Raw genomic sequence first — 25,014 nt, 5'->3', positions numbered from 1 at the left:
GTCAGATCGCCTCGCCGGTCAGCCGCTGGCACACCATGTCGAGTTGGTCGAGCGTGGCATAGCCCAGCGACAGCGTGCCGCCCTTCTCACCGTGCGTGATCGTCACCACCACGCCGAGTAGGTCGGCCAGCTGCCGCTCCAGCGCCGCGATATCCGCGTCGCGCCCGTCGCCGCCGGAATCCTCGTTACCGCGCGTCGTCGCGGCGTGGCGCGGCGCCTTGCGCTCGCGTGTCAGCCGCTCTGTCTCGCGCACCGACAGCCCGCGCGCGATGACCTGCTCGGCGAGCCGCTCCACCTCCGGCGCGCCGAGCAGCGCGCGGGCGTGGCCCATCGACAGCGACCCGTCGACCACGCTCGCCTGCACGCCCTCCGGCAGTTCCAGCAGGCGCAGCAGGTTGGCGACGTGGCTGCGTGACTTGTGGACGATCTTGGCCAGCGCGTCCTGCGTGTGGCCATACTCGCCCGCCAACCGCTGATACGCCTGCGCCTCCTCGATCGCGTTGAGGTCCTGACGCTGGATATTCTCGACTAGCGCGATTTCCAGCGTCTCCGCGTCGCTCAGCTCGCGGACGACGACGGGCACCTCGTGCAGCCGCGCGCGCTGCGCCGCCCGCCAGCGCCGCTCGCCGGCGACGATCTGGAACTGGTGGCCGTTGGGGCGGACGACGATCGGCTGGATCAGCCCGCGCGCTGCGATCGAGGCGGCGAGCTCGTCGAGCAGCGCGTCGTCGAAACGTCGGCGCGGCTGGTCGGGATGCGGCGCCAAGGCGCTGACCGGCAGCAGGCGAACCCCGTCCGGTCGATTGGCATCGGGCGCGACCGGCGCCTCGCGCGCCATCTCGCCGAGCAGCGCGTTGAGACCGCGACCCAGCCCGCCGCGTGGCCGTCTGCCGACGTCGGTCATGCCGCCGCCGCCGTGCCGCCCGCCAGGCCGGGGAGCCGCGCGATCATCTCCCGCGCGAGCGCGATATAGGCCTGCGATCCCGAGCAGCGATGATCGTAGATCAACGCCGGCATGCCGTGGCTCGGTGCTTCGGACAGGCGCACGTTGCGCGGGATCACCGTGTCGAACACCACCCGGCCGAGCACCGCGCGGACATCGGCCGACACCTGATCGGTCAGCCGGTTGCGCCGATCGTACATGGTCAGCGCCACGCCCAGGATCGACAAGCCCGGATTGAAGCGTGCACGAATGCGCTCCACCGTGGTCAGCAGCTGCGACAATCCCTCCAACGCGAAGAACTCGCATTGGAGCGGCACGAACAACGCATCCGACGCGATCATGGCGTTGATCGTCAGCAGTCCCAGCGATGGCGGACAATCGATCAGCGTCACGTCCCACGTGATCGCCGCATTGTTGAGCGCGGTGTCGAGGCGATGCGTGCGTGCGTCGAAATCGACCAGCTCCACCTCGGCGCCGGAAAGGTCGACGGTGGCGGGGACGATGTCGAGCCCCGGCACCTCGGTCGCCACCACCGCGTCGGCCAGCGTCGCGTTGCCGATCAGCACGTCGTAGCTCGACTTGTCACGCTGCGCATGACTGATGCCCAGCCCGGTCGACGCGTTACCCTGCGGATCGAGATCGATCAGCAGCACGCGCTTGCCCGTCGCGGCGAGTGCGGTGGCGATGTTGATCGCGCTGGTAGTCTTGCCCACCCCGCCCTTCTGATTGGCGATAGCAATCGTAATCATCGTGCCTCCAGGACTACGATCGACGATCCGGCATGCGTCAGACTTTGTTCCACGTGGAACACCATCCGTTGAGCGGCCGCTGCAACGGACAGCTCTGCACGATCGATCGAACCGCGCGGCAGCAGCCAGCGCGTTGCCGGTGTGGCGCAATGCATGGCCGCACGCAAAAGATTTTCGACGCTGGCAACCGCACGGGCGGAGATCACCGCCGCCGACGCCTCAACCCGCTCGACCTTGGACGTCTCCACCCGCACGTGGGAGAGGTCGAGGGCAGCCGCGCACTCGTCCAGGAAGGTCGCGCGCTTGCGTCGTGGCTCGACCAATATGATCGGTGCCGCTCGCGCGATCGCCACGACCATTCCCGGAAAACCTCCGCCCGTCCCGATATCCATCCATGTCCCCTTGTCGGGAGCTAGAGGCAGCAGCTGCAACGAGTCGACGATGTGGCGCGACCAGATAGCAGGGATGGACGCCGGCGAGATCAGGTTCTGACGCTCGTTCTCCGCGATCACCATCGCCGCGAAGGTGCGCAGTCGTTCGACGACCGTTTCGTCGAACCGCTCCGTCGTCCAGGCGAGCGCTTCCTCCTCGGTCATGCCGCGCGCTTGCGGACATGGAGCAGCACTGCCGACAGCGCCGCCGGGGTGATCCCCCGCACGCGTGCCGCCGCACCGAGCGAGATCGGCCTCACCGCGCCGAGACGGTCGACCATCTCGTTGGACAGGCCGGGAACGGCGGCATAGTCGAGGTCGGACGGGAGGGCGATCCGCTCTTCGGCACGCAGCCGCGCGATCTCGGCCGCCTGGCGCTCTATATAGGGTGCGTAGCGGGCATCCTGCTCCATCTCCGCCGCGACCGTCGGATCGGTGTCGGCGGCGATACCGGGCAGCACTTGCTCCAACTTCACCGTATCGAAGCGCAACCACTCCCACGCCGATCGACGCGACCCGTCGCGCACCACCTCTGCTCCGGCATCGGCCACCTCACCCACGGAGCGCACCGTATCGAGCCGTGTCCGCAGCGCCGCGCGCTCCTCCTCACGGCGGAGTTGGTGCGCGGCCCGCTTCGGCCCCAGGCATCCCAGCGCTCGCGCGGTCGCCCCCAGCCGCGTTTCGGCATTGTCGGCGCGCAGGCTTAGCCGATATTCGGCGCGCGCCGTCAGCATCCGGTACGGTTCGGTCACGCCCTGCAACACCAGATCGTCGATCATCACCCCGATATAGCTGGAGCCCCGATCGAGCACGAGCGGCTCGCAATCGAGCGCGATCGCGGCGGCGTTGATGCCCGCGACCAGCCCCTGCCCCGCCGCTTCCTCATAGCCGGTGGTTCCGTTAATCTGCCCCGCCATGAACAGGCCGGGAATGTCGGCCACCTCCAGCGTCGGCTCGAGTACGCGCGGATCGAGATGGTCGTACTCGACGGCATAGCCCGGCACCGTGATACGGGCGCGTTCGAGACCGGGGATCGACGCGATCATCGCTGCTTGCGCGTCCGCGTCGATCGAGGTGGAGAGACCGTTCGGATAAACGGTAGCGTCGTCCAGTCCTTCAGGTTCCAGGAACACCTGATGGCCATCGCGATCGCCGAACCGCGCGACCTTGTCCTCGACCGAGGGGCAATAGCGTGGCCCCGCCCCGTCGATCGCGCCAGAAAACAATGGCGAGTCCGGCGTGGCGGCACGGATGACGGCGTGGGTCCGCTCGGTCGTGCGGGTCACCGCACAGGCGATCTGCGGGCATGGCCGCGTGCGGGTGAGTGCGGAGAAGGTCCACGGTTCGGCATCGGACGGCTGCTCGGCCAACAACGCCCAGTCGATCGTCCGACCGTCGAGCCGTGGTGGCGTCCCGGTCTTCAATCGCTCTATCGGCAGGCCTAGGCTGCGGAACTGTGCTGCCAGGCTGCCGGAGGGTCGCTCTTCGATCCGACCCCCCTCCCCTCGCCATCGGCCGCGGAACAGCCGCCCGCCCAGGAAGGTGCCGCTTGCAACCACCACCGCACGCGTCGTCAACGCGGTGCCGTCCGCCAGATCGATCCCGACGACGCGGCCGCCGCTCAGACGGAGGCCCGTCACCTCTCCCTCGACCACCGATAGGCGCGGCTCCGCTGCCACCATGGTGGCGATCACCGCGGCGTAGCGCCGCCGGTCGGCTTGGACACGCGGACCCTGCACAGCCGCGCCCTTGCTACGGTTGAGCAGCCGATAGTGGATCGCTGAGGCATCCGCCGCCCGCGCCATCAGCCCATCGAACGCGTCGACCTCGCGGACGATGTGCCCCTTCCCCACGCCGCCGATCGACGGATTGCACGACATCGTACCCAGATTGTCGCGCTTCATCGTCACCAGCACGACAGCCGCTCCGCGCCGGGCCGCGGCTGCCGCCGCCTCTACACCGGCATGACCTGCACCGATTACCACCACATCGAACATGGGTCCGCTTTGCCTCAGATCGACAACGGCAAGCAATCATGTTCCACGTGGAACATCACTTACCAAGGCAGAAACGGGAGAACAGCGCGTCGAGCATCGCCTCGGTGGCGTCGATCCCGACGATAGCCGCGAGCCGCACCCGCGCCGTGCGGCAATTCTCCGCCAGCAGCACCGGGTCGTTACTCCCCTGTAGCAGCGCCGCCGCCGCTTCGCCGCAAAGTTGCTGGTGACGCTGCCGCCACGGCAGACCATCGATCCGCGGCAGCAGCGCGCTCGCGCGTTCTTCGATGACATTCCACAATGACTCGATCGATCGTGGCGCGTCGCGACTGATCGCCAACCTGCCCGCAGGCACCACGCGGCGTTCCGCCGCATCTGCGCGGGAATGAATGGGAATGGCATCGTCGCGCGGTGGCGGCTCGTCGCCCAGCCACAGCAGGATGTCCGCCGCCTCGATGGCGTAGCGCGCGCGGTCCACCCCGATCATCTCGACCACGTCGTCGCTGCGTGTCAGCCCCGCGGTATCGGTCAGCACGAAGGCACGCCCTCGACGGACCACCGGCGCCTCGACCATGTCGCGCGTCGTTCCGGCGATCGGCGACACGATCGCCGCTTCCCGTTCTCCCAGCAGGTTGAGCAGCGTTGACTTGCCCGCATTCGGTGGCCCGGCGATCACCACCCGCACCCCGTCGCGCAGTCGCTCCACCGGGGGAGCCTCGACCGCGAAGGCGATCTCCGTACCGAGTACCGCCGCGTCGGCCATGATCGCGGCGAGCACCTCCTCGCCCGTCTCCACGTCGCCCTCGTCATCGTGATCGATCAGCGCCTCGATCCGGGCCGAGATGGCGGCGGCGCTCGCCATCCACGTCGCGACCTGGCGACTGATCCGACCTTCGGCCGCCGCCAGCGCCGCCACGCGCTGCGCCTCCGTCTCCGCCTCCAGCAGGTCGGCCAGCCCTTCCGCCTCGGCCAGGTCGATCCGGCCGTTGGTCAGCGCGCGGCGCGTGAACTCGCCCGGCAACGCCGCCCGACATCCTGTTGCTGCGACCAGCGCCGCCTCCACCGCCGCGATCACGGCGCGGCCACCGTGACAGTGGAACTCGACCAGATCCTCCCCCGTCGCCGATCGCGAACCGGGGAAGACCAGCACCAGGGCCCGGTCGAGCATCGCCCCATTCGCGTCGCGCAAGGCCCGCAACCCGGCGATCCGCGGCGGCGGCAGCGTGCCCGCCAGCGTGGCGGCCGCGACCAGGGCGGCGGGCCCGCTCACCCGGATCACGCCGATCGCGGCGGGCGGACGCCCGCTCGACAGGGCGACGATCGTGTCGGTCACGCCGCGGGCTTCGTCGTGCCTTCCAGCAGCCGTCGCCATATCGCCATCCCGGCCTCTCCCATCGGAGCCCAGCTGCGCATCATCTGTTCGACCAGTTCCGGTCGGATCGTGCCGTCCATTGCCTCGGTCATCGCCTGCAGATAGCGGTCGTGGAGCGGTGACAGGTCGGGCAGGCCCAACATCGCGCGCGCCTCGTGCGGGGTGCAGTCGATCTCGATCGTGACTTTCATGCGTGATCCTTGAACGACGGTCGGTCGACCGACATAGCGGTGCTCTATCACCCCTGAGGGAGTACTGTCATGACCGCCACGATCACCGTCGCCGCGCTGGACGGCAGCGGCGCATTCGCCGCGTACCGCGCCGATCCCGCCGATACACCTCGCGCCGCGATCGTCGTCATTCAGGAGATTTTCGGCGTCAATGCCGGCATCCGCCGCAAGTGCGACACGCTGGCGGAGGCCGGCTATCTCGCCTTCGCCCCCGATCTGTTCTGGCGTTTCGCCCCCGGCGTCGAGCTCGATCCGGATGTCGAGCCGGAGTTCCAGCGCGCCCTGTCGCTGATGGGCGAGCTCGATCAGGATGCCGCCGTGGCCGATCTGGAGGCCACGATCCGCGCCGCCCGCGACCTGCTCGACGCCGACCAGAAGGTCGGCGTCGTCGGCTATTGCCTCGGCGGTCGCCTCGCCTTCATGACCGCCACCCGCACCGACGTCGACGCCAGCGTGGGTTATTACGGCGTCGGCATCGATGGCCTGCTCGGCGAAAAGCACGCGATCGCCCATCCGGTCCTGCTCCACGTGCCCGAGGAGGACCATTTCGTCGACAAGGACGCGCAGGCGCGGATGCACGCGGGGCTAGACGATCATCCGAAGGTGACGCTGTTCGACTATCCGAACGAGGACCACGGCTTCGCCACCGAGTTCGGCGAGCGCCGCTCGGACGAGGCCGCGCGCCTCGCGGACGAGCGCACCGCCGCCTTCTTCGCCCAGCACCTCGGCTGACACGACGAGGCCCGCCGCTCGCGTCCGAGCAACGGGCCTTTTCAGCGTCGTCAGGACATCAGAACAGGCTCGCCAATCCCAGCGTCCCCTCGCCGCCGACCCAGCCCTCGTAGATCATCCGGAACGCCACGAACACGATCACCGCCAGGCCGATATAAGCGATCCAGCGATGACGCTCGATGATCCGTGCGATGAGGTTGGCCGCCAGGCCCATCAGCGCCACCGAGAGCAGCAGGCCGACGACGAGGATGCCGGGATGCTCGCGCGCGGCGCCCGCGACCGCCAGCACGTTGTCCAGGCTCATCGACACATCCGCCACCGCGACCGCCCAGGCGGCGCCAACGAAGCTCTTGACCGGCTTGATGCCCTGCTCCGCCCCCTCGACGGAATGCTGGTTGCCTTCGCGGATCTCGCGCCAGAACTTCCAGCTGACCCACAGCAGCAGCAGGCCGCCGGCGAAGATCAGTCCGACGATCCCCATCAGCCAGGTGACGATCAGCGCGAAGAAGATGCGCAGCACCAGCGCCGCGCCTATGCCGATCAGGATCACCTTGCGCCGCTGGTCGGTGGGCAGCCCCGCCGCAAGCGCGCCGACGACGATCGCATTGTCGCCCGCCAGGACAAGGTCGATCATCAGCACCGAGCCGAACGCGGCGAGCGCGGCGGGCTCGGTGATGTTGGAGAAATCGGCGACGATGTGCTGCCAGATGTCGCCGAGCGAACCCGGACCGGCGGTGGCCGCGGCGGTCGCCAGCATGGTGAGGATGGTCAAGTGAGGCTCCCGGTTGTTCCTGCGTCAACCAAGGGCCGGCGCGGATGTTTCCCGGAGAGGCTGTACATACGAAAGCGGCTCGGGCGAAGCCCGAGCCGTGACGTCGGTCGTGGCGTTGCCACGCCGGCCGAGCCGGTGCGAGTCCGGCGGCAGGATGCCGCCGGCCGCACTCGGCTACTGATTCATGCTGTCGAAGAAATCGGCGTTGGTCTTCGAGTTCTTCATCTTGTCGAGCAGGAACTCCATCGAATCGATCGTGCCCATCTGCATCAGGATGCGGCGCAGCACCCACATCTTGCTGAGCTTGTCCTTCTCGACCAGCAGTTCCTCCTTGCGCGTGCCGCTCTTGCCCACGTCGAGCGCCGGGAAGATGCGCTTGTCGGCCACCTTGCGGTCGAGCACGATCTCGGAATTGCCGGTGCCCTTGAACTCCTCGAAGATCACCTCGTCCATGCGGCTGCCGGTGTCGATCAGCGCGGTGGCGATGATCGACAGCGAACCGCCCTCCTCGATGTTGCGCGCCGCGCCGAAGAAGCGCTTGGGGCGCTGGAGCGCGTTGGCGTCGACGCCGCCGGTCAGCACCTTGCCCGACGACGGCACGACGGTGTTGTAGGCGCGGCCCAGGCGGGTGATCGAGTCGAGCAGGATCACTACGTCCTTCTTGTGCTCGACGAGGCGCTTGGCCTTCTCGATCACCATCTCGGCGACCTGCACGTGGCGCGTGGCGGGCTCGTCGAAGGTGGAGGAGACGACCTCGCCCTTCACGCTGCGCTGCATGTCGGTGACTTCCTCGGGCCGCTCGTCGATCAGCAGCACGATCAGGAACACCTCCGGGTGGTTCTCGCTGATCGCGCGGGCGATGTTCTGGAGCATCACCGTCTTGCCGACGCGTGGCGGCGCGACGATCAGCGTGCGCTGGCCCTTGCCCTGGGGCGAGACGATGTCGATGACCCGCGCCGACTTGTCCTTCTGTGTCGGATCGAGCGTGTCGAGCGTCAGTTTCTGTTCGGGATAGAGCGGCGTCAAATTGTCGAAGTTGACGCGGTGGCGGACGGCGTCGGGGTCGTCGAAGTTGACGGCGATCAGGCGGGTGATGGCGAAATAGCGCTCGCCGTCCTTGGGCCCGCGGATCTCGCCCTCGACGGTGTCGCCGGTGCGCAGGCCCCATTTGCGGACCTGGTTGGGCGACACGTAGATGTCGTCCGGCCCGGCGAGGTAGTTGGCCTCCGGCGAGCGGAGGAAGCCGAAGCCGTCGGCGAGCACCTCGATCGTGCCGAGGCCCATGATCTGGTCGCCCTGTTCCGCCTGCTCCTTGAGGATGGCGAACAGCAGGTCCTGCTTGCGGAGCGTGGAGGCGCCCTCGACGCCGAGTTCCTCGGCCAGCTGCACCAGCTCGGCCGGCGTCTTCTTCTTCAGGTCTTTGAGATGCATGCGGGGATGGTCCGGGTGCAGGAAGCTCGTCGGCGAAGGGATCGCGGCGGGAACGAAGCTGGGAGAACGCAGGGAAATGCGGCAGGACGCCGCTCTACGCGTTACGAGGACGTAAGAGCCTCGCGACGCGCCGTCAAGCGCCGGGCTTGACGATGACGAGGATGACGATCGCGATCGTCGCGAAGGCGGGCACCTCGTTCAACAGCCGCAGCCGCTTGCCCGACAACGTCGGCCGCCCGGCGGCCAGCTTCCTGGCGTAGCCGACCATCCAGCCGTGATAGCCCGACAGCAGGAACACGATCAGCAGCTTGAGGTGGAGCCAGCCGAGCCCCCCTGCCCCGTCCAGCAGCCCGATATTGACCGCCAGCGCCAGCCCCAGCGCCCACACCGCGATCATCGCCGGCGTCAGGATGATGCGCCGCAGCTTACCCTCGCGATCGATCCAGGTGCGCGCCTCCGCGTCGCTGCCCGCGGCGAGCGCCTCCTGATGATAGACCAGGTAACGCGGCAGCATGAACAGCCCCGCCATCCAGAAGATCACGAAAATCAGGTGCGCCGCCTTCACCCAGTCGTACGCAGCGCCGAGCCAGCCGATCATCGCCCCGCTCCTCCGTCATGCCGGGCTCGTTCCGGCAGCATCCAGAGCCACGAGCGCTGGTCCTGCTTGGTCCTGGATGCCGGGACGAGCCCGGCATGACGGATGTGGTGGATGGTCACGCTCCCCTCACCCGGCGGATCAGCTGCTCGACATGGGCGATCGGCGTATGCTGGCCGATGCCGTGGCCGAGGTTGAAGACGTGCGGGCGTTCGCGAAAGGCGGCGAGGACGCGGTCGATGCCGGCGTCGAGCGCCGCACCGCCGGTCAGGAGCGCCAGGGGATCGAGATTGCCCTGGACCGGCATCCCGATCGGCAGCGCCGCGTCGGCCCAGGCCGGGTCGAGCGTCTCGTCCAGCCCGATCGCATCCGGCTTCACCCCGGCGGCATAGTCGACCAGCTTGGCGCCAGCACCCTTGGGAAAGCCGATGATCGGCACGGAGGGATACCGCACCCGCAAGCGGCGGACGATCTCCGCATTGGGCGCGATCACCCATCGTTCGAACTGCGCGGGCGACAGGCTGCCCGCCCAGCTGTCGAACAGCTGTACCGCCTCCACGCCGCTGTCGATCTGACCCGACAGGTAGGTGACGGTCAGGTCGACGATCGCCGCGACGATCCGGTCGAACGCGGCCGGATCGCGATAAGCGAAGGCGCGGGTCTCGGCATGATCCTTGGACCCCTGTCCGGCCACCATATAGGTCGCCACCGTCCAGGGAGAGCCCGCGAAACCCAGAAAGGTCGTCGCTGACGGCAACTGCCCCGCGACCGTGCGAACGGTCGCGTAGACCGGCTCCAGCCGCTCATGAGCCGCCTCCAGCTCACCCAGCGCGTGATCCACCAGCGGCGGCTGGAGCCGCGGCCCCTCGCCCGCGCCGAACGACAGGTCCTGCCCCAGCGCCCAAGGCACCATCAGGATGTCGGAGAAGAGGATCGCACCGTCGAAGCCGAAGCGCCTGATCGGCTGCATCGTCACCTCCGCCGCGGCTGGCGGATCGGTGGCGAGCGCGAGGAAGCCGCCCTTCTCCGCCCGGAGCGCGCGATATTCGGGCAGGTAGCGCCCGGCCTGACGCATCAGCCACATCGGCGGGATCGCCTGCCGCTCGCCCCGCAGGGCGGCGAGCAGGGGCTTGGATGACGGCGGGGAAGACTGGGTCAGCGTCCTTCTTCCTATTAAAGAAGATTCAAGAATGGATGTTGAAGGGGTAGGCGCGTGGAGCGCGGGGATTACCGATCCGTCCCCGAAATGCCAACAGCTTGACCGGCGCGGACCCGCGGTCTTCCAATGATTCGACGGTGCCGTTCCCGCTTTCCACAGGCTGTGGATAAGCTTGTTCCCTGTGGATGGCGGTGTGGATCGACGGTCGCTTGTCCACCGGCGGTCGTCCGCTTGGCCGGTTTGGCCGGTTGCGCTACCGCTTGCCCCCATGTTGTCCACAGTTTCGTACCGGAAGCCGGATTGATGCGGCTGCACCTCCACCTGCTGTCGGATTCGACCGGCGAGACGCTGGAGAACATCGCCAAGGCGGCGCTCGCCCAATATGACGATGTCGAGACGGTGCGGCATTTCTGGCCGATGGTGCGGACCGAGGCGCATCTGGAACGCATTCTGGCGGAGATCGCGCAGAACCCCGGTCTGGTCGTGTTCACGCTGGTCAACCCCGCCACTCGCCGCATCCTGGAGGCGCGCTGCGCCGCGCTCGGCCTGCCGGCGGTGGCGCCGCTCGACCCGGTCAACGACGCGCTGTCGGCGATGCTGGGGCAGCCCGCCAAGGCGCGGCCCGGCCGCCAGCACGCGCTCGACGCCGCCTATTTCGCGCGGGTCGACGCGATCCAGTGGACCATCGCGCACGACGACGGCCTGGCGCACGAGGAATGGGAGGAGGCGGACATCGTGCTGGCCGGGGTGAGCCGGTCGTCCAAGACGCCGACCAGCATCTACCTCGCCAATCGCGGCTACAAGACCGCCAATATCCCTGTGGTGGTGGAGAGCCCGCCGCCGCCGATCCTGTACGCGCTGCGCCGGCCGCTGGTCGTCGGCCTGACCACCAGCGCCGATCGGCTGATCCAGGTGCGCCGCAACCGCCTGCTGTCGATGGGCCAGCGCGCCGATACCGATTACGTGCAGGAAGAGGCGGTGCTGCGCGAGATCGCCTTTGCGCGCCGCATGTTCGCCGACCATGGCTGGCCGGTGATCGACGTGACGCGGCGATCGATCGAGGAGACGGCGGCGGCGATCGTCTCACTGGTGCGCGAGCGGAGACCCGAATGACCCAGCTGATCCTCGCCTCGCAGAGCGCCTCGCGCCGGGCGATGCTGACCGACGCGGGCGTGCCGTTCGAGGCGGTCGCCGCCCAAGTGGACGAGGACGCGGCCAAGGCGTCGCTCGCCGATCTGGGCCCCCGCGACCTGGCCGATGCGCTGGCCGAGCTGAAGGCGCTCAAGATCGCGCGCATGGTGCCGGGGGCGCTGGTGCTCGGCTCCGACTCGCTGGTCGCGCTCGCCGACGGCACCCGGCTCGACAAGCCGGAGAGCCGCGACGAGGCGGCGGCGCATCTGCGGGCGATGAGCGGCGGCACGCACGAGCTGTGGAGCGCGGCGGTGATCGCCGAGAACGGCCACGCCGTCTGGCGCCATGTCGAGCGCGCGAGGCTCCACGTCCGGCCGCTGTCGCCCGCCTTTATCGACCGCTATCTGGACGCGGAATGGCCCGCGATCGCCGGCTGCGTCGGCTGTTTCCGCGTCGAGGGACCGGGGGTGCAGCTGTTCAGCCGGGTTGATGGCGATCATTTCACCGTGCTCGGCATGCCGCTCCTGCCGGTGCTCGGCTATCTGCGCGAGCGTGGGCTGATGCCGAGTTGAGGAGGGGTATGACCGCTTATGCCGAGGTGATCGGCGATCCGATCGCCCATAGCAAATCGCCGCTGATCCACCGTTTCTGGCTGGAGGCGCTGGGCCTGGACGGTGATTACCGCGCCACCCGTGTCGCGCCGGACGAGCTGGGTGCGTTCTTCGCCGAGCGGGCCGCCGATCCGGCGTGGCGCGGCTGCAACGTCACGGTGCCGCACAAGGTCGCTTGCCTCGACCACCTCGCCGATCCGGGCGGGGTGCGCGCGTCGATCGGCGCGATCAACACGGTGTTCCGGGCCGAGGACGGCAGCCTGGCGGGCACCAACACCGACGCGGCCGGTTTCTGGGCGCCGATCGCCGACCTCGATCTCGCCGGACGGCCGGTGACGGTGATCGGGGCAGGGGGGGCGGCGCGGGCGATCCTGTGGGCGCTGGCGCGGGTCGGCGTCGGCCGGGTGACGCTGCTCAACCGCAACCCGCTGAAAGGGGCGGCGCTGCTCGCCTCGTTCGGGCTGAAGGGGGAGGCGCTGCCGCTCGCCGCCGGCACGCCGCCCGCCGCGCTGCTTGTCAACGCCACCAGCCTGGGGATGACGGGGCAGCCGCCGCTCGACCTGGACCTGTCGCCGCTGCCGGCGGAGGCGCTGGTCTACGACATCGTCTACGCGCCGCTGGAGACGCCGGTGCTCGCCGCCGCGCGCGCGCGCGGCCTGGATACGGTGGACGGGCTGGAGATGCTCGTCGGCCAGGCCGCGGTCGCCTTCGCCATCCTGTTCGGGCAGGAGCCGCCGCGCGACCGGGACGACGAGCTGCGTGACCTGTTGACGGCGTGATGCCGCCCGTCACCTGTCAGCACCCCGGCGAAGGCCGGGGCCCAGGTGGGAAGGCTCCTCCTGAAGAGTGCTGCGGCTGGTCACGATCGTTTCCCGACTGGGCCCCGGCCTTCGCCGGGGAGGTGGTTCGGAAATGCTGACGGTGGGGCTCACCGGATCGATCGGGATGGGCAAGTCGACCGTCGCCGCCATGTTCGCCGAACGCGGCGTGCCGGTGTTCGACGCCGATGCCGCCGTCCACCGGTTGCAGGGGGCAGGGGGCCGCCTGCTTCCCGCGATCGAGGCGGCGTTCCCCGGCAGTACCGGCCCCGGCGGCGTCGATCGCGCGGGCCTCGGCGCGGCGGTGCTCGGCGACGATGCGGCGATGAAGCGGCTGGAGGCGATCGTCCACCCCGCAGTGGCGGCGGAGCGCGCCGCCTTTCTCGCCGAACACGCCGCCGCGCCGCTCGTCCTGTTCGACATCCCCTTGCTGTTCGAGACGGGCGGGGAGGGCCGCGTCGACCTGGTCGTCGTCGTCTCCGCACCGGCCGAGGTGCAGCGCGCCCGCGTCCTGGCGCGACCAGGGATGAGCGAGGCCAGGTTCGCGGCGATCCTCGCGCGCCAGATCCCCGACGCGGAGAAGCGCGCCCGCGCCGACCGCGTCGTGCCGACCGGCGGCAGCCTCGCCGAGACGCGCGCCGCGGTCGACGAGGTGATCGCCCATGCCCGCCGGCTCGCTTGCACGGACCCGTCGGAGCGCCGATAATCGCGCGATGCGCGAGATCGTGTTCGATACCGAGACCACCGGCTTCAAGTTCAGCGAGGGCGACCGGCTGGTCGAGATCGGCTGCGTCGAGCTGGTCAACCGGGTCGAGACCGGGCGCACCTTTCACGCCTATTACTGTCCGCAGCGCGACATGCCGGCCGAGGCGTTCGCGGTGCACGGCCTGTCGACCGCCTTCCTGTCCGACAAGCCGCTGTTCGCCAGCGGCGTCGCCGAGCTGCTCGACTTTCTCGGCGACGCGCCGCTGATCGCGCACAATGCGGGGTTCGACTTCGGCTTCCTCAACGGCGAGCTGGGCGCCTGCGGCTTTCCCCCGATCTGCCACAAGACGCGGATGGTGGACACGTTGCAGATGGCGCGCGGACGGCATCCCGGCGCCAAGCATACGCTGGACGCGCTGTGCAGCCGGTACGGCATCGACCGCTCGCACCGGGTGCTGCACGGCGCGCTGCTCGACGCGCAGCTGCTGGCGCAGGTCTATGTGGAATTGATGGGCGGGCGGCAGATCGGGCTGGGGCTGCTGTCCGGATCGATCGTCGCGGATACGGGGCCGGTCGTCGCCGCGGCGCCGCGTAAAGCGCGCGTCCCCCGTGTTTTCGCGGCGACCGAGGGAGAACTTGCCGCCCACGCGGCGTTCATGAAGGGGATCCCCGACGCGCTCTGGGGTTCCGCCGACGGCCACTAGGCCTCGGCACGACGGCCGGGCGGAGCCAACAGGACCGCCCCTTTGATGGAGAACATGATGGATATCCGGATTTCAGGTCACCAGGTCGACGTGGGCGACGCGCTCAAGACCCATGTTCAGGACCGGCTCCAGGGTATCGCCGACAAATATTTCAGCCGCGCGATCTCCGCCGAGGTGACCTTCGGCAAGGGCCCGCACGACGTGGGATTCCGCTGCGACATCGTCGCGCACGTGATGAAGGGTCTGGTGCTGAAGGGCAGCCATCAGGCGCAGGAGGCGCACCCCGCCTTCGACGGCGCGGCCGAGAAGATCGAGAAGCAGCTGCGCCGCTACATGCGTCGCCTGAAGGACCGTCACGCCGCCGAGACGATCGAGATCGCGGAGGCGGGCGCCTACGACAATGCCGGCTACACGCTGTTCGCCGAGTCGACGCACGACGAGGAGCAGGAGGCCGATGCGCCGCTGATCGTCGCGGAGACGCGCGTCGACGTGCCGGACGCCTCGGTGGGCGACGCGGTGATGATGCTGGACCTCCGCAACACCGCCGCGCTGCTGTTCCGCAACTCGGGCACCGGCGCCTACAACATGGTCTATCGCCGCGGCGACGGCACCATCGGCTGGGTCGAGCCGCAGCGCGGCCAGCAGATGCCCGCCGCGAGCTGATCGCTTGCCACCCCCGTGCGCGCCGTTAGTGGGGCGCACGGGTAGTTCTCGAGTATTCACCATGGTCGATCTCAGCGACCTGCTGCGTCCGGAGGCGGTGGCCACGGGCGTGGCGGCGGTATCGCGCAAGGCATTGCTGCAGCAGCTGGGGCTTCTCGCCGCACCGCTGATCGGGGTCGACGCGCGCGCGATCACCGACGCGCTGGCCGAACGGGAGCGGCTGGGCTCGACCGGATTCGGCGGCGGTGTCGCGCTACCCCATGCGCGGCTGCCGACGCTGACGATGCCCGTCGGGCTGTTCGTGCGCCTCGCCCATCCGATCGACTTCGACGCGGTGGACGGCGTGCCGGTCGACCTGGTCTTCGCGCTCTTCTCGCCCATCCCCGGCGGCGCCGACCATCTGAAGGCGCTCGCCCGCGTGTCGCGGCGACTGCGCGACCGACCGTTCCTCACCAAGCTGCGCGGCGCGGGCTCGCCCGACGCGCTCTACGCGCTGCTGACCGCCAGCGAGACGCGCGATGCCGCCTGAGGATCGTGGCGAGCACGCGCATTTCCGTGCGCTGGAGGCGCTCTACGCCGAGGCGCCGATCAATCGCTTCTTCGAATCATCGCTCACCATCGTCGCGCCGGGCGCCGCGACCATCCGCTTCGTCCTCGACGAGCGTCACTTCCACGCGGCAGGGGCGGCGCACGGCACCAGCTATTTCAAGATGCTCGACGATGCCGCCTTTTACGCGTGCAACAGCCTTGTCAGCGATCGTTTCCTGCTGACGACCGCGTTCAACCTGATCTTCACCAAGCCGCTCGGCCCCGGTCCGGTGGTGGCGGAGGGACGCTGGATCAGCGGTCGGCGCCGGGTGCTGATCGGCGAGGCGCGGCTGATCGATGTGGAGGGCGAGGAGGTCGCGCGCGGCACCGGCACCTTCATGCGGTCGCGCATCCCGCTCGCCGGTCTGCCCGGCTATGTCGGGCGAGCGGCGTGAGCGGGCGGTTGCCGTCGGGCGTGCTCGTCTCGGCGATGCTGCGGCGGACCAACGATGCGGGCGGCTTCGGCGTGGTGCTGGCCCGCGGCGACGAGCAGGGCGGGGCGATCCTGGCGATCGTGGCCGAACCCGGCGGTGCCGAACGGCTGGTCGAGCGCGGTCTGGGCGCGACCGGGCGAGTGGCGCTGATCGACTCGACTCCGGCCGAGGACCTCTCCGGCTACTGGCGGCGGCGGCGCGCGCGCGATCCCGATCTATGGGTAATCGAGCTACAGGTCGCGGGCGCGGAACGGCTCGTCGCCGAAACGATCGCGGCGGATTGACGCGACGAGGAGGTTGGAAGAGGCGGCGTCATCGCAGTAGCGTTGGGCCGTTTCGGACATGATCCGGGCGGCGACGCAGTCGGGGGGACCGGCGGACGATCGGCTTTCGCGGCGAGATCTACCCGTCATCTCACCGCATCGGTTGTCGGATGAATGCTCTTTTTCAAGCGGATCACGTCGGTCGCAGTCGCCACGCTCGCGCTGGCCAGTCTCGATACATCCGCTTACGCGGCCGACGCCGCTTCCGCCGTCTCGACGATCAAATCGACGAGCCCGGCAAAGGTTCCCGCTACCATCGATGACGCGCAGGACGAGGCGGTGGAGTTCGCGAGCCTCGACGCCGCCGTCGCCGCGCAGGATCGAGAGGTCGCCGACGAGGCGACCCGCTGCCTGGCGAGCGCCGTCTATTTCGAATCGAAGGGCGAGCCGCTTCCCGGCCAGCTCGCCGTGGCACAGGTCATCATCAACCGTGCCAAGTCGGGCCGTTTCCCCGCCGACGTGTGCGGCGTCGTCACCCAGCGCGGGCAGTTCGGCTTCGTCCGGGGCGGTCGCATCCCGTCGATCGACGAGGAGCGCGCGGCCTATCGTACCGCGGTGGCGGTCGCCCGCGTGGCGCTCGCCGACGCGTGGGACGGCGCGGCCGAGACGGCGCTCTATTTCAACACGCCCGAGCGGGCGCCCGCACCGCGCCTGCGCCGCGTGGCGATGATCGGTCACCACGTTTTCTATCGCTGACCGTCGGCCGGGGCTTGGCCCCGTTCCTGTACTGTTCTAGAAGAAGCGGTGCTCGACACTGCTCCTCCTTCCTGCCGCGACGGCGGTGATCCCGCGCTGTGCGCCGCCGACGTGGCACGCGGCGTCACCCGCATGCTGCTGCGCCACGACCTTGTCGCGCTGGCGGAGGTGCCGCTGGAAGGCGGTCGCCGGGCGGACCTGATGGCGCTCGACGCCAAGGGCCGGATCGTCGTGGTCGAGATCAAGGTGTCGCGCACCGACCTGCTCGGCGACGGCAAATGGCCCGATTACCTGGCGCATTGCGACCGGTATTTCTGGGCGGTGCCCGCCGGGTTCGATCCGGCGCCGCTGGACGGCCCCGCCTTCCTGCCCGAGCGGACCGGCGTGATCGTCGCCGACCGCTACGATGCGGCGATCATGCGCGAGGCCGCGACGGTGCCGCTGGCCGCCCATGTTCGCCGGCGCTGCACCCTTGCCTTTGCCCGTCGCGCCGCCCGGCGGCTGACGACGACGATCGATCCCGATGCCGCGGCCTGCTGATCCGGCTCAGTCGAGCGCGGTCAGATAGGCGTCGATCGCCTGCAACCCGGACTCGCTCAGCGTCACCTCGATCCGGCGCCGATCGGCCGGATCGACGACGCGCGTCACCAGGGCCAGTTTGGCGAGATGGTCGATCCAGCGCTGCGACGTGGTGACCGGGGCCTCCGAGTTGCTCACCAGCGTCTTGACGTTCATCGTTCGCCCTTCGTGCCAGGCGAGGTACAGCGCCAACAGCATGTCCCAGGCCGGCTCGTGAAACAATTCTTCCGGCAGGAAATCCCGACGTTGCCGACGCTGGTCAAGCAGCGTGCGGACCATCGCGAGACGAGCCGATTGGTCGCGTGTGGAAGAAACGGCCGTTTCGGGATAACCGATCTGCTCCGCGCGCGTGGTGAACTCCTCCGCCACCGCCGATAATTTGGCGGTGAGGTCCTTGATCAACGTAACTACCGTCTCGTCGGCCATCTCGACGCGTCCCCCGGTACTTCCTTGAACCATCGGTGATAACCGAACTCTCGGAATCCCAATGGTTTCCCGACAAGCGTTCCTGCGTCGCGAAAGCAAGAGAAAAGATATCATTAATTGACGATGTACTGTTATTTAGCACCGGTATGCATCGATCCTCACCATTTCGGTGCGGATCGTCGGCGATGTATCGTCCACCGATCGTCCCTGCATGGTCGACGGGGAGCGTTGGGCGCGCTCGCGGGTTGAGCGGCAACCCTCTGGGGATTAAGGAAAGCGACGTGGCAGCCCATCTTCTCGCCGTCGGCTCGGCGACGCCCGGGCACGACGTGCACGCGGCCTTTATCGACTGGGCGACGCATCGTGTCCGCGCCGATCGCCGGGCGCTGTTCGCGCGCATGGCGGCGCGGGCGGGGATCGAGCATCGCTGGTCGGTACTGCCGACCGGTCCCGACGGTGGCGGTCCGACCGCGCCCGGCGGCTTCTACGCGGACGAGCGGCTGCCGGGCACCGCCGCACGCATGGAAATCTACGCGCGCGCCGCCCCCGACCTCGCGCTGGCGGCGATCGCCGCGCTGGAGCGTCAGCGGCCGATCGGCGCGGTCACGCATCTGGTGGTGGCGAGCTGCACCGGCTTCGTCGCGCCCGGCCTCGACCAGATCATCGCGCGGCGATTGGGGCTGCCGGGATCGGTGGAGCGGCTGCTGATCGGGTTCATGGGCTGCTACGCCGCGGTGGCGGCGCTGCGCACCGCCCGTCACCTCGTCCGGTCGGAGCCCGGCGCGCGCGTGCTGGTGGTGTGCTGCGAATTGTCGACGCTGCACCTGCGCGACACCGACGAGGTGGAGCCGCTGCTCGCCATGCTGCAGTTCGGCGACGGCGCCGCCGCGGCGCTGGTCGCCGCGGAACCCGGCGGCTTCGCGCTGGAGGCGCCGTTCGCCGCGACGTTGCCCGACAGCGCCGACCTGATCCGCTGGACGATCACCGATCAGGGCTTCGCCATGGAGCTGTCGGGCGAGGTGCCGCGCCGGATCGCCACCGCGCTGGCCGATCCCGATTTCGTGGCGGTGACGACGGCCGGGCGGGGGGCGGCGGGGATCGACGGATGGGCGGTACATGCCGGTGGCCGGTCGATCCTCGACGCGGTGGAGCAGGCGCTCGACCTGCCGCCCGACGCGCTCGCCGCCGCGCGCGACGTGCTTCACGGGAGCGGCAACATGTCGTCGGCGACGCTGATGTTCACGCTGGAGCGGCTGCTCGCGGGACCGCCGATCGAGCACGGCGTGGCGCTCGCCTTCGGGCCGGGCCTGGCGGCCGAGGGCCTCGGCTTCCGGAGCGCGCGATGACGCTGGCGACGCGCGCCGACGGACCCGAGCTGATGGACGCCGACGATCTCGACGCGCGCGTCTACGCCGACGTGGTCCGCGATCTGGCGCGCGTCAACGTCGTGACCCTGGCGATCCGCCCGACGCTCGCCTTTCTCGCCCGCGCGAGCCGGAACAAGGATCGGCTGCGGCTGCTCGACGTCGGGTTCGGCGACGGCGACGCGCTGAGAGCGATCGAGCGCTGGGCCGACCGGCGGGGTCTCGCCGTCGATCTGGTCGGCGTCGACCTCAACCCGCGCAGCGAGCGCGCGGCGCGGGCGCGGACGCCGGCGGGATCGCGTATCCGCTGGGTCACCGGCGATTACGCGGAGATGGGCGGCGGCTGGGACGCGATCGTCAGCAGCCTGGTCGCGCACCACATGACGGAGGGGGAACTGGTCGCCTTTCTGCGCTTCATGGACGCGCACGCGCGCTGCTGGCTGGTCAACGACCTGCATCGACACCAAGTCGCGCATCGCGGCTTTCCACTGCTGGCGACGATCGCGCGCTGGCACCCGATCGTCCGCCATGACGGCACCCTGTCGATCGCGCGCGCCTTTCGCCCCGCGGAGTGGCCGCCGCTGCTCGGCGAGGCCGGAGTCGACGGCGCCCGCGTGTTCCGCGCCTTTCCGTTCCGGCTGTGCGTCGAACGGCTGCGCTGATCGTCGGTGGCGGCCCGGCCGGATCGGCCGCCGCGATCGCGCTGGCGCAGGGCGGCACGCGCGCGGTGCTGCTGGAGCGGAGCCGCGACGACGAGGATGCGCTGTGCGGCGGATTCCTCAGCTGGCGGACGCTGGCGACGCTGGGGCGGATCGGGATCGACGCCGATCTGCTCAACCCTGCCCGGATCACCCGCGCGCGGCTGTTCGCGGGCTCGCGCCGGGTAGAGGCGGCGTTGCCCTTCGCGGCGCTGGCGGTGTCGCGGCGGCGGCTCGACGCGCTGCTGCTGGCGCGCGCGACGGCGCTGGCCGGGGTCGAGCGCGGAGTCGTCGTACGGGCGGTGGAGGCGGGCAGCGTCCGCCTCGCCGACGATACCCGCGTCTCGGCCGACGCGCTGTTCCTCGCTACGGGCAAGCACGACCTGCGCGGCGTCGCGCGGCCGGCCGGGGCGAGGGGGGCGGACCCGACGCTGGGCCTGCGGGTGCGCCTCGATCCGCATCCGCGCCTCGCCGCCATGATCGGCGACGCGATCGAGCTTCACCTGTTCCGCGGCGGCTATGCCGGACTGGTGGTACAGGAGGACGGCAGCGCCAATCTGTGCCTCGCCGTGCATCGCTCGCGGTTGACCGAGACGGGCAACCCGGGCGCGTTGCTGGGCGCGCTCGGCCGCGAGGCACCGATGCTGGGCGAGCGGCTGGCCTTCATGACGTCGCTCGCCCGGATCGATGCGATCGCCAACGTGCCTTATGGCTGGCAGGCGCGGCGCGGCGACGCCGGCCTGTTCCGGCTGGGCGATCAGGCCGGCGTCATTCCGTCGCTGGCGGGCGAGGGGATGGGGATCGCGCTGGCGAGCGGCCTGTCCGCCGCCGCGGCGCATGCGCGGGGCGGTCCCGCCGCGGCCGCCGGGTGGCAGCCGCGGTTCGCGCGCGCGATCCGCCGCCCGATCATGGCCGCCGGGCTCGCCCGCGACCTGGCCGAGAGCCGCCTGGCGCCGCTGCTCGTCGGGCTGCTGCCGGCCGCGACGATCCGCGCCGTCGCCCATGCCACCCGGTTGCCGCGGGATGCGGAGGACGGAACCCGTCCGTCGCTTGTCGCGGGAGCGGTTAACGCGTAATTCGAGGGCGTCCATGGCCCGTCAGCGTCCCGCAACCCGATCGTCCCGCTCCGCCCCCGCGAGGTCGCCGTGGCGCCGCCGCGCGATGCTGGCGCTCAAGGTCCTGGTCGGGCTGGCGGTGCTGCTGTTCGGCGCACTGCTGGTCGCGGTCTACGTCGCGCGGTCGCAATTGCCGAGCTTCGAGGAGCTGAAATCGTCGCCCAACGGGCAGATGATCCGCGTCCACGCCGCCGACGGGTCGCTGCTCGTCTCGCTGGGGCCGAGTTACGGCGAGTGGCTGCCCTATGCCGACATCCCGCGCGTGATGCGCGAGGCCACGGTCGCGGTGGAGGATCGCCGCTTCCGCTCGCACCCCGGCATCGATCCGATCGGCATCGCCCGCTCGGTCGAGGTGCGGTTCGCGCGCGGTCGCTGGGTACAGGGCGGCTCCACCATCACGCAGCAGCTGGCGCGCAACGTCTTCCTCAACAACCAGAAGAAGTTCGGGCGCAAGTTCCGCGAGTGGATCCTGGCGCTGGCGCTGGAGCGGAAATTCACCAAGGCCCAGATTCTCGAACTCTACCTCAACAAGGTCTATTACGGCGGCGGCGCGTACGGCATCGACGCGGCATCGCGGAAGTTCTTCGGGCACGGGGCCGAGCGGTTGAGCCTGGCCGAGGCGGCGGTGATCGCGGGGCTGGTCAAGGCACCGTCCAACTACTCGCCGACCGCCGATGCGGAGGCGGCGCGGGGTCGCGCGGGCGTCGTCATCCGCCAGATGGTCAGGAACGGCTATATCAGCCAGGCCGAGGCGGCGCGGGCCGATCCGGAGAGCCTGAAGCTCGCCTCGCCGGCGCGGCAGAACAGCGCCCGCTACTTTACCGACTGGGCCTTGCCGCTGCTCGACACGCTGATCGACGAGACGGAGGCGCCGCTGGAGGTGTGGACGACGATCGATCCGGCGATGCAGCGCGCCGCCGACCTCGCGATCCGCGCCAACGCGCCGCCGGGCGTGCAGGGGGCGCTGGTCAGCCTCGATCGCGACGGCGCGGTGCGCGCGATGGTCGGCGGCAAGGATTACGTGTCGTCCATCTACAATCGCGCCACGCAGGCGGTGCGCCAGCCGGGATCGGCGTTCAAGCTGTTCGTCTACCTCGCGGCGCTGGAGGCGGGGCACAAGCCGGAGGACACCGTCGTCGACGAGCCGGTGACGATCGACGGGTGGAGCCCGCGCAACGATTCGCGACGCAATTCCGGGCCGGTGTCGCTCCGCACCGCCTTTGCCTACTCGCTCAACACGGTGGCGGCGAAGCTGGGGCAGGAGGTGGGGTTTGCCACCATCGCCGACATGGCGCGGCGTTTCGGCATCACCACGCCGGTCAACACGCACCCCTCGATGGTGCTGGGCACCTCCGAGGTGCGGCTGCTCGACATGACGCGCGCCTTTGCCAGCGTCGCAGCGAAGGGGGTGGCGGTGACGCCTTACGGGATCACGCGGGTCACCGCCAACGGGCAGACGATCTACCAGCACGAGGTCGATCGCAGCCACGTGCTCGTCGCACCCTATGTCGCGGCCGAGATGACGGACCTGCTGCAGACCGCGGTCAACACCGGCACCGGGCGCCAGGCGCAGATCGGGCGGCCGGTGGCGGGCAAGACGGGGACGACCAGTTCGCAGAAGGACGGCTGGTTCCTGGGCTTCTCGTCCGGGTTGACGACGGGCGTGTGGATGGGCCGCGACGATGCGCGCCCGATCAGCGGGCTGCACGGCGGCACCGCGCCCGCGCGCGCCTTCGCCGCCTTCATGCGCAGCGCCACCGCCGCGCGCCCGATCGAGCAGTTCGAGACGCAGGTGACATTGCCCGAATGGCAGATCGAGCCGGACGAGGAGAGCTATTACAGCGCCCCCGACCAGGGCGCGATGGTGGACGAGAACGGCGTTCCGCTCGATGCACCCCAGCGCGACCCGACGCGGAGCGACGATCCCGCCGCCGCGGCGCCGCAGCAGCTCGACGAATTGATCGACCGGGTGACCGGCCGCGCGCCGGTGCCCGAGCAGACGCCGCGTGACATCCGCGAGCCGCGCAACGCGCCGCCCGAGCGCGATCAGGAACCCTTGCCGAACCAGTGAAGCGCGGCACCGTTGGCGCGCAACCACGCGCGCGCGGCGGCGGGATCGCCCTCGAACAACCGAGCTACCAGCGCGTGGAAGGCTGGGCCATGGTTCATGTGCACGCGGTGCGCCACTTCGTGCGCCACCGTGGCGCGGCGGACATGGCCGGGCGCCAGCAGCAGCCGCCAGCTGTAGCGGATCGTGCCGGACGAGGCGCAGCTTCCCCAACGGCCCTTGGCATCCCCGACCGCGACATGGGCGACGGTGACGCCCGCCTTTTCCGCATATTCGCGCGTCTCGGCGGCGAGGAGATCGAGCGCCTGTCGTCGCAGCCATGCCTCTACCCGGCGGGCGACGGTGTCCTCCGGGCCGGCGATCAGCAGCCGGTCGCCGTCGCGGATCAGCGCTCGCCGACTACCTTCTTCGCGGACGAGGAGCAGGTCGCGATCGGCGACCGGCAACACCGCGCCGTCGACGAAGGGGCGGGGGGTGGGCAATCGTGCGCGCTGTTCGGCGATCCATTCCGCCTTGCCGCGTGCCCAGGCGAGCGCGGGCTTCAGCGCGGCGCGGGCAGGCAGCGTCAGTCGCGCCCGCCCGCTCGCCGGATCGATCGACAGTCGGTATCCTCGCGCCCGCGCGTGGCGGACGACCTCGATCTCAGAGGATGCGGTCGACGACATGATCCTCGAGATCGCCGACATCGTCCTCGCTGACCGTCCAGCCGCGCACCGACTCGCCGGCGGCGTGCACCGCCTCCCGGTCGCCACAGACGAGATAATGCCACCCCGGCAGCGGCTCCCCGGCCGCGCGCAGGCGATAGGCGCAGGTGGACGGCAGCCAGTCGATGCCGCGGACGTTGCCGTTGGTCAGCCGTACGCACTCCGGCACATAGGCACGGCGGTTGCGATAATCCGAGCAGAAGCCGCTGCGCCGGTCGAGCAGCCGGCACGACACGTTGGTGGCGACCAGCTCCCCCGTGTCCTCGTCCTCCAGCTTGTGGACGCAGCATTTGCCGCAACCGTCGCACAAGGCTTCCCACTGGCCCCGATCGAGCCGCTCGATCGGCGTGTCCTCCCAGAAGCGCGCGCTCACGACACCCACCGCTCGATCTCGTCGGCGACGGCGCGGGGGCCCTGGTCGGCGGGAATCAGCGCCACCGGCTTGCCCGCGGGGTCCATCAGATAGGCCTGGCGGCTATGATCCATCACGTAGCCGCCGGCGGGGCTCGTCTCACCTTTGCGCGCGTACACCGCGTACGCCTTCTCCGCCGCCGCGATCGCCTGCGGAGAGCCGGTCAGCCCCACCATGCGCGGGTGGAACGCCTGCGTGAACTGCCGCACCACGGCGGGGGTGTCGCGGGCCGGATCGACGGTGACGAAGATGGGCACCACCTGGGCACCCTGTTCGGGCCGTTCCTGCTCGACGAGCTTCAGGCCCGCGCCGATGTTCTGCACGTCGGTCGGGCACACGTCGGGGCAGAAGGTGTATCCGAAATACACGACCCGCCACTTCCCGGCGAAGCTGCGATCGGTGACCGCGCGGCCATGTCCGTCGATCAGCGAGAAGGGGCCGCCGATGCGCGCGCCCTGGAGCGGCGGCGTCGCGGCGGGAGCCTGCTGACAGGCGGCGAGCGCCAGCGGCGCGAGAAGGGCCGGGGCGATCCAGCGCATGTTCATGATCGGGCCACCCTTGATC

General features: G+C 69.9%; 30 protein-coding genes. 16 read left to right on the top strand and 14 right to left on the bottom strand.

Translation table 11 applies throughout. From position 1 onward, the window contains the following. Window position 1: 1 nt before the first annotated feature. Genes BM145_RS05355 through BM145_RS05330 form a run of 6 tightly spaced genes read right to left on the bottom strand, consistent with a single transcriptional unit; the run spans window position 2 to window position 5,683 of the window. On the bottom strand, window positions 2-904 hold the full coding sequence (locus BM145_RS05355) for a ParB/RepB/Spo0J family partition protein (RefSeq protein WP_093332251.1): 903 nt from the start codon (window positions 902-904) through the stop codon (window positions 2-4). Continuing rightward, entirely contained in the window at window positions 901-1,692 is a 792-nt protein-coding gene (locus BM145_RS05350) for a ParA family protein (RefSeq protein ID WP_093332248.1), read from the bottom strand. The genes BM145_RS05355 and BM145_RS05350 overlap by 4 nt, the downstream gene beginning before the upstream one ends. After that, the gene (gene rsmG, locus BM145_RS05345; protein ID WP_093332245.1) at window positions 1,689-2,288 is read right to left on the bottom strand and encodes a 16S rRNA (guanine(527)-N(7))-methyltransferase RsmG; all 600 of its coding nucleotides are present in this window, start codon (window positions 2,286-2,288) and stop codon (window positions 1,689-1,691) included. Before rsmG ends, BM145_RS05350 begins: the two co-directional genes overlap by 4 nt. Beyond that, a complete protein-coding gene (gene mnmG, locus BM145_RS05340; RefSeq protein WP_093332244.1) occupies window positions 2,285-4,120 on the bottom strand; it encodes a tRNA uridine-5-carboxymethylaminomethyl(34) synthesis enzyme MnmG in 1,836 nt (611 codons plus the stop codon). The genes rsmG and mnmG overlap by 4 nt, the downstream gene beginning before the upstream one ends. 55 nt (window positions 4,121-4,175) lie before the next feature. After that, window positions 4,176-5,453, bottom strand: coding sequence for a tRNA uridine-5-carboxymethylaminomethyl(34) synthesis GTPase MnmE (gene mnmE, locus BM145_RS05335; protein WP_245739089.1), 1,278 nt, complete (start codon window positions 5,451-5,453; stop codon window positions 4,176-4,178). Continuing rightward, window positions 5,450-5,683 (bottom strand): DUF6489 family protein, encoded by a 234-nt coding sequence (locus tag BM145_RS05330; RefSeq protein ID WP_093332238.1) that lies wholly within the window; start codon window positions 5,681-5,683, stop codon window positions 5,450-5,452. Before BM145_RS05330 ends, mnmE begins: the two co-directional genes overlap by 4 nt. A gap of 69 nt (window positions 5,684-5,752) precedes the next feature. Between BM145_RS05330 and BM145_RS05325 the strand changes: the two genes are divergently transcribed. Next, window positions 5,753-6,454, top strand: coding sequence for a dienelactone hydrolase family protein (locus BM145_RS05325; RefSeq protein WP_093332235.1), 702 nt, complete (start codon window positions 5,753-5,755; stop codon window positions 6,452-6,454). Window positions 6,455-6,512: 58 nt separating this feature from the next. Here BM145_RS05325 and BM145_RS05320 read toward each other — a convergent pair whose 3' ends face one another. The 4 genes from BM145_RS05320 to hemE all read right to left on the bottom strand — a co-directional run bounded on the left by BM145_RS05320 (window position 6,513) and on the right by hemE (window position 10,411). After that, window positions 6,513-7,211 (bottom strand): TerC family protein, encoded by a 699-nt coding sequence (locus tag BM145_RS05320; RefSeq protein ID WP_093332420.1) that lies wholly within the window; start codon window positions 7,209-7,211, stop codon window positions 6,513-6,515. Between the two features lie 189 nt (window positions 7,212-7,400). Then, on the bottom strand, window positions 7,401-8,657 hold the full coding sequence (rho, locus tag BM145_RS05315; protein WP_093332232.1) for a transcription termination factor Rho: 1,257 nt from the start codon (window positions 8,655-8,657) through the stop codon (window positions 7,401-7,403). Between the two features lie 133 nt (window positions 8,658-8,790). Then, the gene (locus tag BM145_RS05310; RefSeq protein WP_093332229.1) at window positions 8,791-9,255 is read right to left on the bottom strand and encodes a CopD family protein; all 465 of its coding nucleotides are present in this window, start codon (window positions 9,253-9,255) and stop codon (window positions 8,791-8,793) included. Window positions 9,256-9,370: 115 nt separating this feature from the next. Beyond that, on the bottom strand, window positions 9,371-10,411 hold the full coding sequence (gene hemE, locus BM145_RS05305; RefSeq protein ID WP_281244347.1) for a uroporphyrinogen decarboxylase: 1,041 nt from the start codon (window positions 10,409-10,411) through the stop codon (window positions 9,371-9,373). Between the two features lie 303 nt (window positions 10,412-10,714). Here hemE and BM145_RS05300 point away from each other — a divergent pair, with 303 nt between their 5' ends. The 11 genes from BM145_RS05300 to BM145_RS05250 all read left to right on the top strand — a co-directional run bounded on the left by BM145_RS05300 (window position 10,715) and on the right by BM145_RS05250 (window position 17,624). Then, on the top strand, window positions 10,715-11,524 hold the full coding sequence (locus BM145_RS05300; RefSeq protein ID WP_177200088.1) for a pyruvate, water dikinase regulatory protein: 810 nt from the start codon (window positions 10,715-10,717) through the stop codon (window positions 11,522-11,524). After that, window positions 11,521-12,114: a Maf family protein gene (locus tag BM145_RS05295; RefSeq protein ID WP_093332221.1), complete on the top strand. Its 594-nt coding sequence runs from the start codon at window positions 11,521-11,523 to the stop codon at window positions 12,112-12,114. The genes BM145_RS05300 and BM145_RS05295 overlap by 4 nt, the downstream gene beginning before the upstream one ends. 8 nt (window positions 12,115-12,122) lie before the next feature. After that, window positions 12,123-12,932 carry a shikimate dehydrogenase family protein gene (locus BM145_RS05290; protein ID WP_093332218.1) on the top strand — a complete coding sequence of 270 codons (810 nt, stop codon included), beginning with the start codon at window positions 12,123-12,125 and terminating at the stop codon, window positions 12,930-12,932. A 133-nt stretch (window positions 12,933-13,065) separates the two neighbouring features. Next, the gene (coaE, locus tag BM145_RS05285; protein WP_093332215.1) at window positions 13,066-13,677 is read left to right on the top strand and encodes a dephospho-CoA kinase; all 612 of its coding nucleotides are present in this window, start codon (window positions 13,066-13,068) and stop codon (window positions 13,675-13,677) included. Window positions 13,678-13,684: 7 nt separating this feature from the next. After that, on the top strand, window positions 13,685-14,380 hold the full coding sequence (gene dnaQ / locus BM145_RS05280; RefSeq protein ID WP_093332213.1) for a DNA polymerase III subunit epsilon: 696 nt from the start codon (window positions 13,685-13,687) through the stop codon (window positions 14,378-14,380). A gap of 57 nt (window positions 14,381-14,437) precedes the next feature. Further along, complete coding sequence (gene hpf, locus BM145_RS05275) at window positions 14,438-15,043, top strand: ribosome hibernation-promoting factor, HPF/YfiA family (protein WP_093332419.1); 606 nt, start codon at window positions 14,438-14,440, stop codon at window positions 15,041-15,043. A 61-nt stretch (window positions 15,044-15,104) separates the two neighbouring features. Further along, a complete protein-coding gene (locus BM145_RS05270) occupies window positions 15,105-15,572 on the top strand; it encodes a PTS sugar transporter subunit IIA (protein ID WP_093332211.1) in 468 nt (155 codons plus the stop codon). Further along, a complete protein-coding gene (locus BM145_RS05265; protein WP_093332208.1) occupies window positions 15,562-16,026 on the top strand; it encodes a PaaI family thioesterase in 465 nt (154 codons plus the stop codon). Before BM145_RS05270 ends, BM145_RS05265 begins: the two co-directional genes overlap by 11 nt. Continuing rightward, complete coding sequence (locus tag BM145_RS05260) at window positions 16,023-16,349, top strand: DUF1491 family protein (RefSeq protein WP_093332205.1); 327 nt, start codon at window positions 16,023-16,025, stop codon at window positions 16,347-16,349. The genes BM145_RS05265 and BM145_RS05260 overlap by 4 nt, the downstream gene beginning before the upstream one ends. A gap of 153 nt (window positions 16,350-16,502) precedes the next feature. Then, window positions 16,503-17,084, top strand: coding sequence for a cell wall hydrolase (locus BM145_RS05255; protein WP_093332202.1), 582 nt, complete (start codon window positions 16,503-16,505; stop codon window positions 17,082-17,084). 48 nt (window positions 17,085-17,132) lie between these two features. Continuing rightward, entirely contained in the window at window positions 17,133-17,624 is a 492-nt protein-coding gene (locus BM145_RS05250; RefSeq protein ID WP_093332200.1) for an MmcB family DNA repair protein, read from the top strand. Window positions 17,625-17,630: 6 nt separating this feature from the next. Here the strand turns inward: BM145_RS05250 and BM145_RS05245 are convergent, their stop codons facing one another. Further along, on the bottom strand, window positions 17,631-18,089 hold the full coding sequence (locus tag BM145_RS05245) for a helix-turn-helix domain-containing protein (protein ID WP_093332197.1): 459 nt from the start codon (window positions 18,087-18,089) through the stop codon (window positions 17,631-17,633). Between the two features lie 281 nt (window positions 18,090-18,370). Here BM145_RS05245 and BM145_RS05240 point away from each other — a divergent pair, with 281 nt between their 5' ends. From BM145_RS05240 to BM145_RS05225, 4 genes are all read left to right on the top strand, one after another. After that, window positions 18,371-19,435: a type III polyketide synthase gene (locus BM145_RS05240; RefSeq protein WP_245739085.1), complete on the top strand. Its 1,065-nt coding sequence runs from the start codon at window positions 18,371-18,373 to the stop codon at window positions 19,433-19,435. After that, complete coding sequence (locus BM145_RS05235; RefSeq protein WP_093332193.1) at window positions 19,432-20,115, top strand: methyltransferase domain-containing protein; 684 nt, start codon at window positions 19,432-19,434, stop codon at window positions 20,113-20,115. The genes BM145_RS05240 and BM145_RS05235 overlap by 4 nt, the downstream gene beginning before the upstream one ends. Beyond that, window positions 20,094-21,227 carry an NAD(P)/FAD-dependent oxidoreductase gene (locus BM145_RS05230; protein ID WP_093332191.1) on the top strand — a complete coding sequence of 378 codons (1,134 nt, stop codon included), beginning with the start codon at window positions 20,094-20,096 and terminating at the stop codon, window positions 21,225-21,227. Before BM145_RS05235 ends, BM145_RS05230 begins: the two co-directional genes overlap by 22 nt. Before the next feature lie 85 nt (window positions 21,228-21,312). Then, window positions 21,313-23,337: a transglycosylase domain-containing protein gene (locus BM145_RS05225; protein WP_245739083.1), complete on the top strand. Its 2,025-nt coding sequence runs from the start codon at window positions 21,313-21,315 to the stop codon at window positions 23,335-23,337. Here the strand turns inward: BM145_RS05225 and BM145_RS05220 are convergent. Genes BM145_RS05220 through BM145_RS05210 form a run of 3 tightly spaced genes read right to left on the bottom strand, consistent with a single transcriptional unit; the run spans window position 23,313 to window position 24,995 of the window. Next, window positions 23,313-23,999, bottom strand: a complete 687-nt coding sequence (locus BM145_RS05220; RefSeq protein WP_245739081.1) for a M48 family metallopeptidase — start codon at window positions 23,997-23,999, stop codon at window positions 23,313-23,315. The two genes, BM145_RS05225 and BM145_RS05220, sit on opposite strands and share 25 nt — an antisense overlap. After that, window positions 23,977-24,411 carry a YcgN family cysteine cluster protein gene (locus tag BM145_RS05215; protein WP_425441082.1) on the bottom strand — a complete coding sequence of 145 codons (435 nt, stop codon included), beginning with the start codon at window positions 24,409-24,411 and terminating at the stop codon, window positions 23,977-23,979. The genes BM145_RS05220 and BM145_RS05215 overlap by 23 nt, the downstream gene beginning before the upstream one ends. Beyond that, a complete protein-coding gene (locus BM145_RS05210; protein ID WP_093332182.1) occupies window positions 24,408-24,995 on the bottom strand; it encodes an SCO family protein in 588 nt (195 codons plus the stop codon). Before BM145_RS05210 ends, BM145_RS05215 begins: the two co-directional genes overlap by 4 nt. Window positions 24,996-25,014 lie beyond the last annotated feature (19 nt).

It is taken from the genome of Sphingomonas rubra, from assembly GCF_900115745.1.
Taxonomy (GTDB): Bacteria; Pseudomonadota; Alphaproteobacteria; order Sphingomonadales; family Sphingomonadaceae; genus Sphingomonas; species Sphingomonas rubra.
The sequence above is the reverse complement of the archived record's forward strand: the minus strand, read 5'-3'. Positions and strand labels throughout refer to the sequence as shown.

Bases quoted from the DNA above. Each gene is read 5' to 3' on its own strand.
- BM145_RS05355 (WP_093332251.1), bottom strand. From the start codon at position 904: ATGACCGACGTCGGCAGACGGCCACGCGGCGGGCTGGGTCGCGGTCTC.
- BM145_RS05350 (WP_093332248.1), bottom strand. From the start codon at position 1,692: ATGATTACGATTGCTATCGCCAATCAGAAGGGCGGGGTGGGCAAGACT.
- rsmG (WP_093332245.1), bottom strand. From the start codon at position 2,288: ATGACCGAGGAGGAAGCGCTCGCCTGGACGACGGAGCGGTTCGACGAA.
- mnmG (WP_093332244.1), bottom strand. From the start codon at position 4,120: ATGTTCGATGTGGTGGTAATCGGTGCAGGTCATGCCGGTGTAGAGGCG.
- BM145_RS05330 (WP_093332238.1), bottom strand. From the start codon at position 5,683: ATGAAAGTCACGATCGAGATCGACTGCACCCCGCACGAGGCGCGCGCG.
- BM145_RS05325 (WP_093332235.1), top strand. From the start codon at position 5,753: ATGACCGCCACGATCACCGTCGCCGCGCTGGACGGCAGCGGCGCATTC.
- BM145_RS05320 (WP_093332420.1), bottom strand. From the start codon at position 7,211: ATGCTGGCGACCGCCGCGGCCACCGCCGGTCCGGGTTCGCTCGGCGAC.
- rho (WP_093332232.1), bottom strand. From the start codon at position 8,657: ATGCATCTCAAAGACCTGAAGAAGAAGACGCCGGCCGAGCTGGTGCAG.
- BM145_RS05310 (WP_093332229.1), bottom strand. From the start codon at position 9,255: ATGATCGGCTGGCTCGGCGCTGCGTACGACTGGGTGAAGGCGGCGCAC.
- BM145_RS05300 (WP_177200088.1), top strand. From the start codon at position 10,715: ATGCGGCTGCACCTCCACCTGCTGTCGGATTCGACCGGCGAGACGCTG.
- BM145_RS05295 (WP_093332221.1), top strand. From the start codon at position 11,521: ATGACCCAGCTGATCCTCGCCTCGCAGAGCGCCTCGCGCCGGGCGATG.
- BM145_RS05290 (WP_093332218.1), top strand. From the start codon at position 12,123: ATGACCGCTTATGCCGAGGTGATCGGCGATCCGATCGCCCATAGCAAA.
- coaE (WP_093332215.1), top strand. From the start codon at position 13,066: ATGCTGACGGTGGGGCTCACCGGATCGATCGGGATGGGCAAGTCGACC.
- dnaQ (WP_093332213.1), top strand. From the start codon at position 13,685: ATGCGCGAGATCGTGTTCGATACCGAGACCACCGGCTTCAAGTTCAGC.
- hpf (WP_093332419.1), top strand. From the start codon at position 14,438: ATGGATATCCGGATTTCAGGTCACCAGGTCGACGTGGGCGACGCGCTC.
- BM145_RS05270 (WP_093332211.1), top strand. From the start codon at position 15,105: ATGGTCGATCTCAGCGACCTGCTGCGTCCGGAGGCGGTGGCCACGGGC.
- BM145_RS05265 (WP_093332208.1), top strand. From the start codon at position 15,562: ATGCCGCCTGAGGATCGTGGCGAGCACGCGCATTTCCGTGCGCTGGAG.
- BM145_RS05255 (WP_093332202.1), top strand. From the start codon at position 16,503: ATGCTCTTTTTCAAGCGGATCACGTCGGTCGCAGTCGCCACGCTCGCG.
- BM145_RS05245 (WP_093332197.1), bottom strand. From the start codon at position 18,089: ATGGCCGACGAGACGGTAGTTACGTTGATCAAGGACCTCACCGCCAAA.
- BM145_RS05235 (WP_093332193.1), top strand. From the start codon at position 19,432: ATGACGCTGGCGACGCGCGCCGACGGACCCGAGCTGATGGACGCCGAC.
- BM145_RS05225 (WP_245739083.1), top strand. From the start codon at position 21,313: ATGCTGGCGCTCAAGGTCCTGGTCGGGCTGGCGGTGCTGCTGTTCGGC.
- BM145_RS05220 (WP_245739081.1), bottom strand. From the start codon at position 23,999: ATGTCGTCGACCGCATCCTCTGAGATCGAGGTCGTCCGCCACGCGCGG.
- BM145_RS05210 (WP_093332182.1), bottom strand. From the start codon at position 24,995: ATGAACATGCGCTGGATCGCCCCGGCCCTTCTCGCGCCGCTGGCGCTC.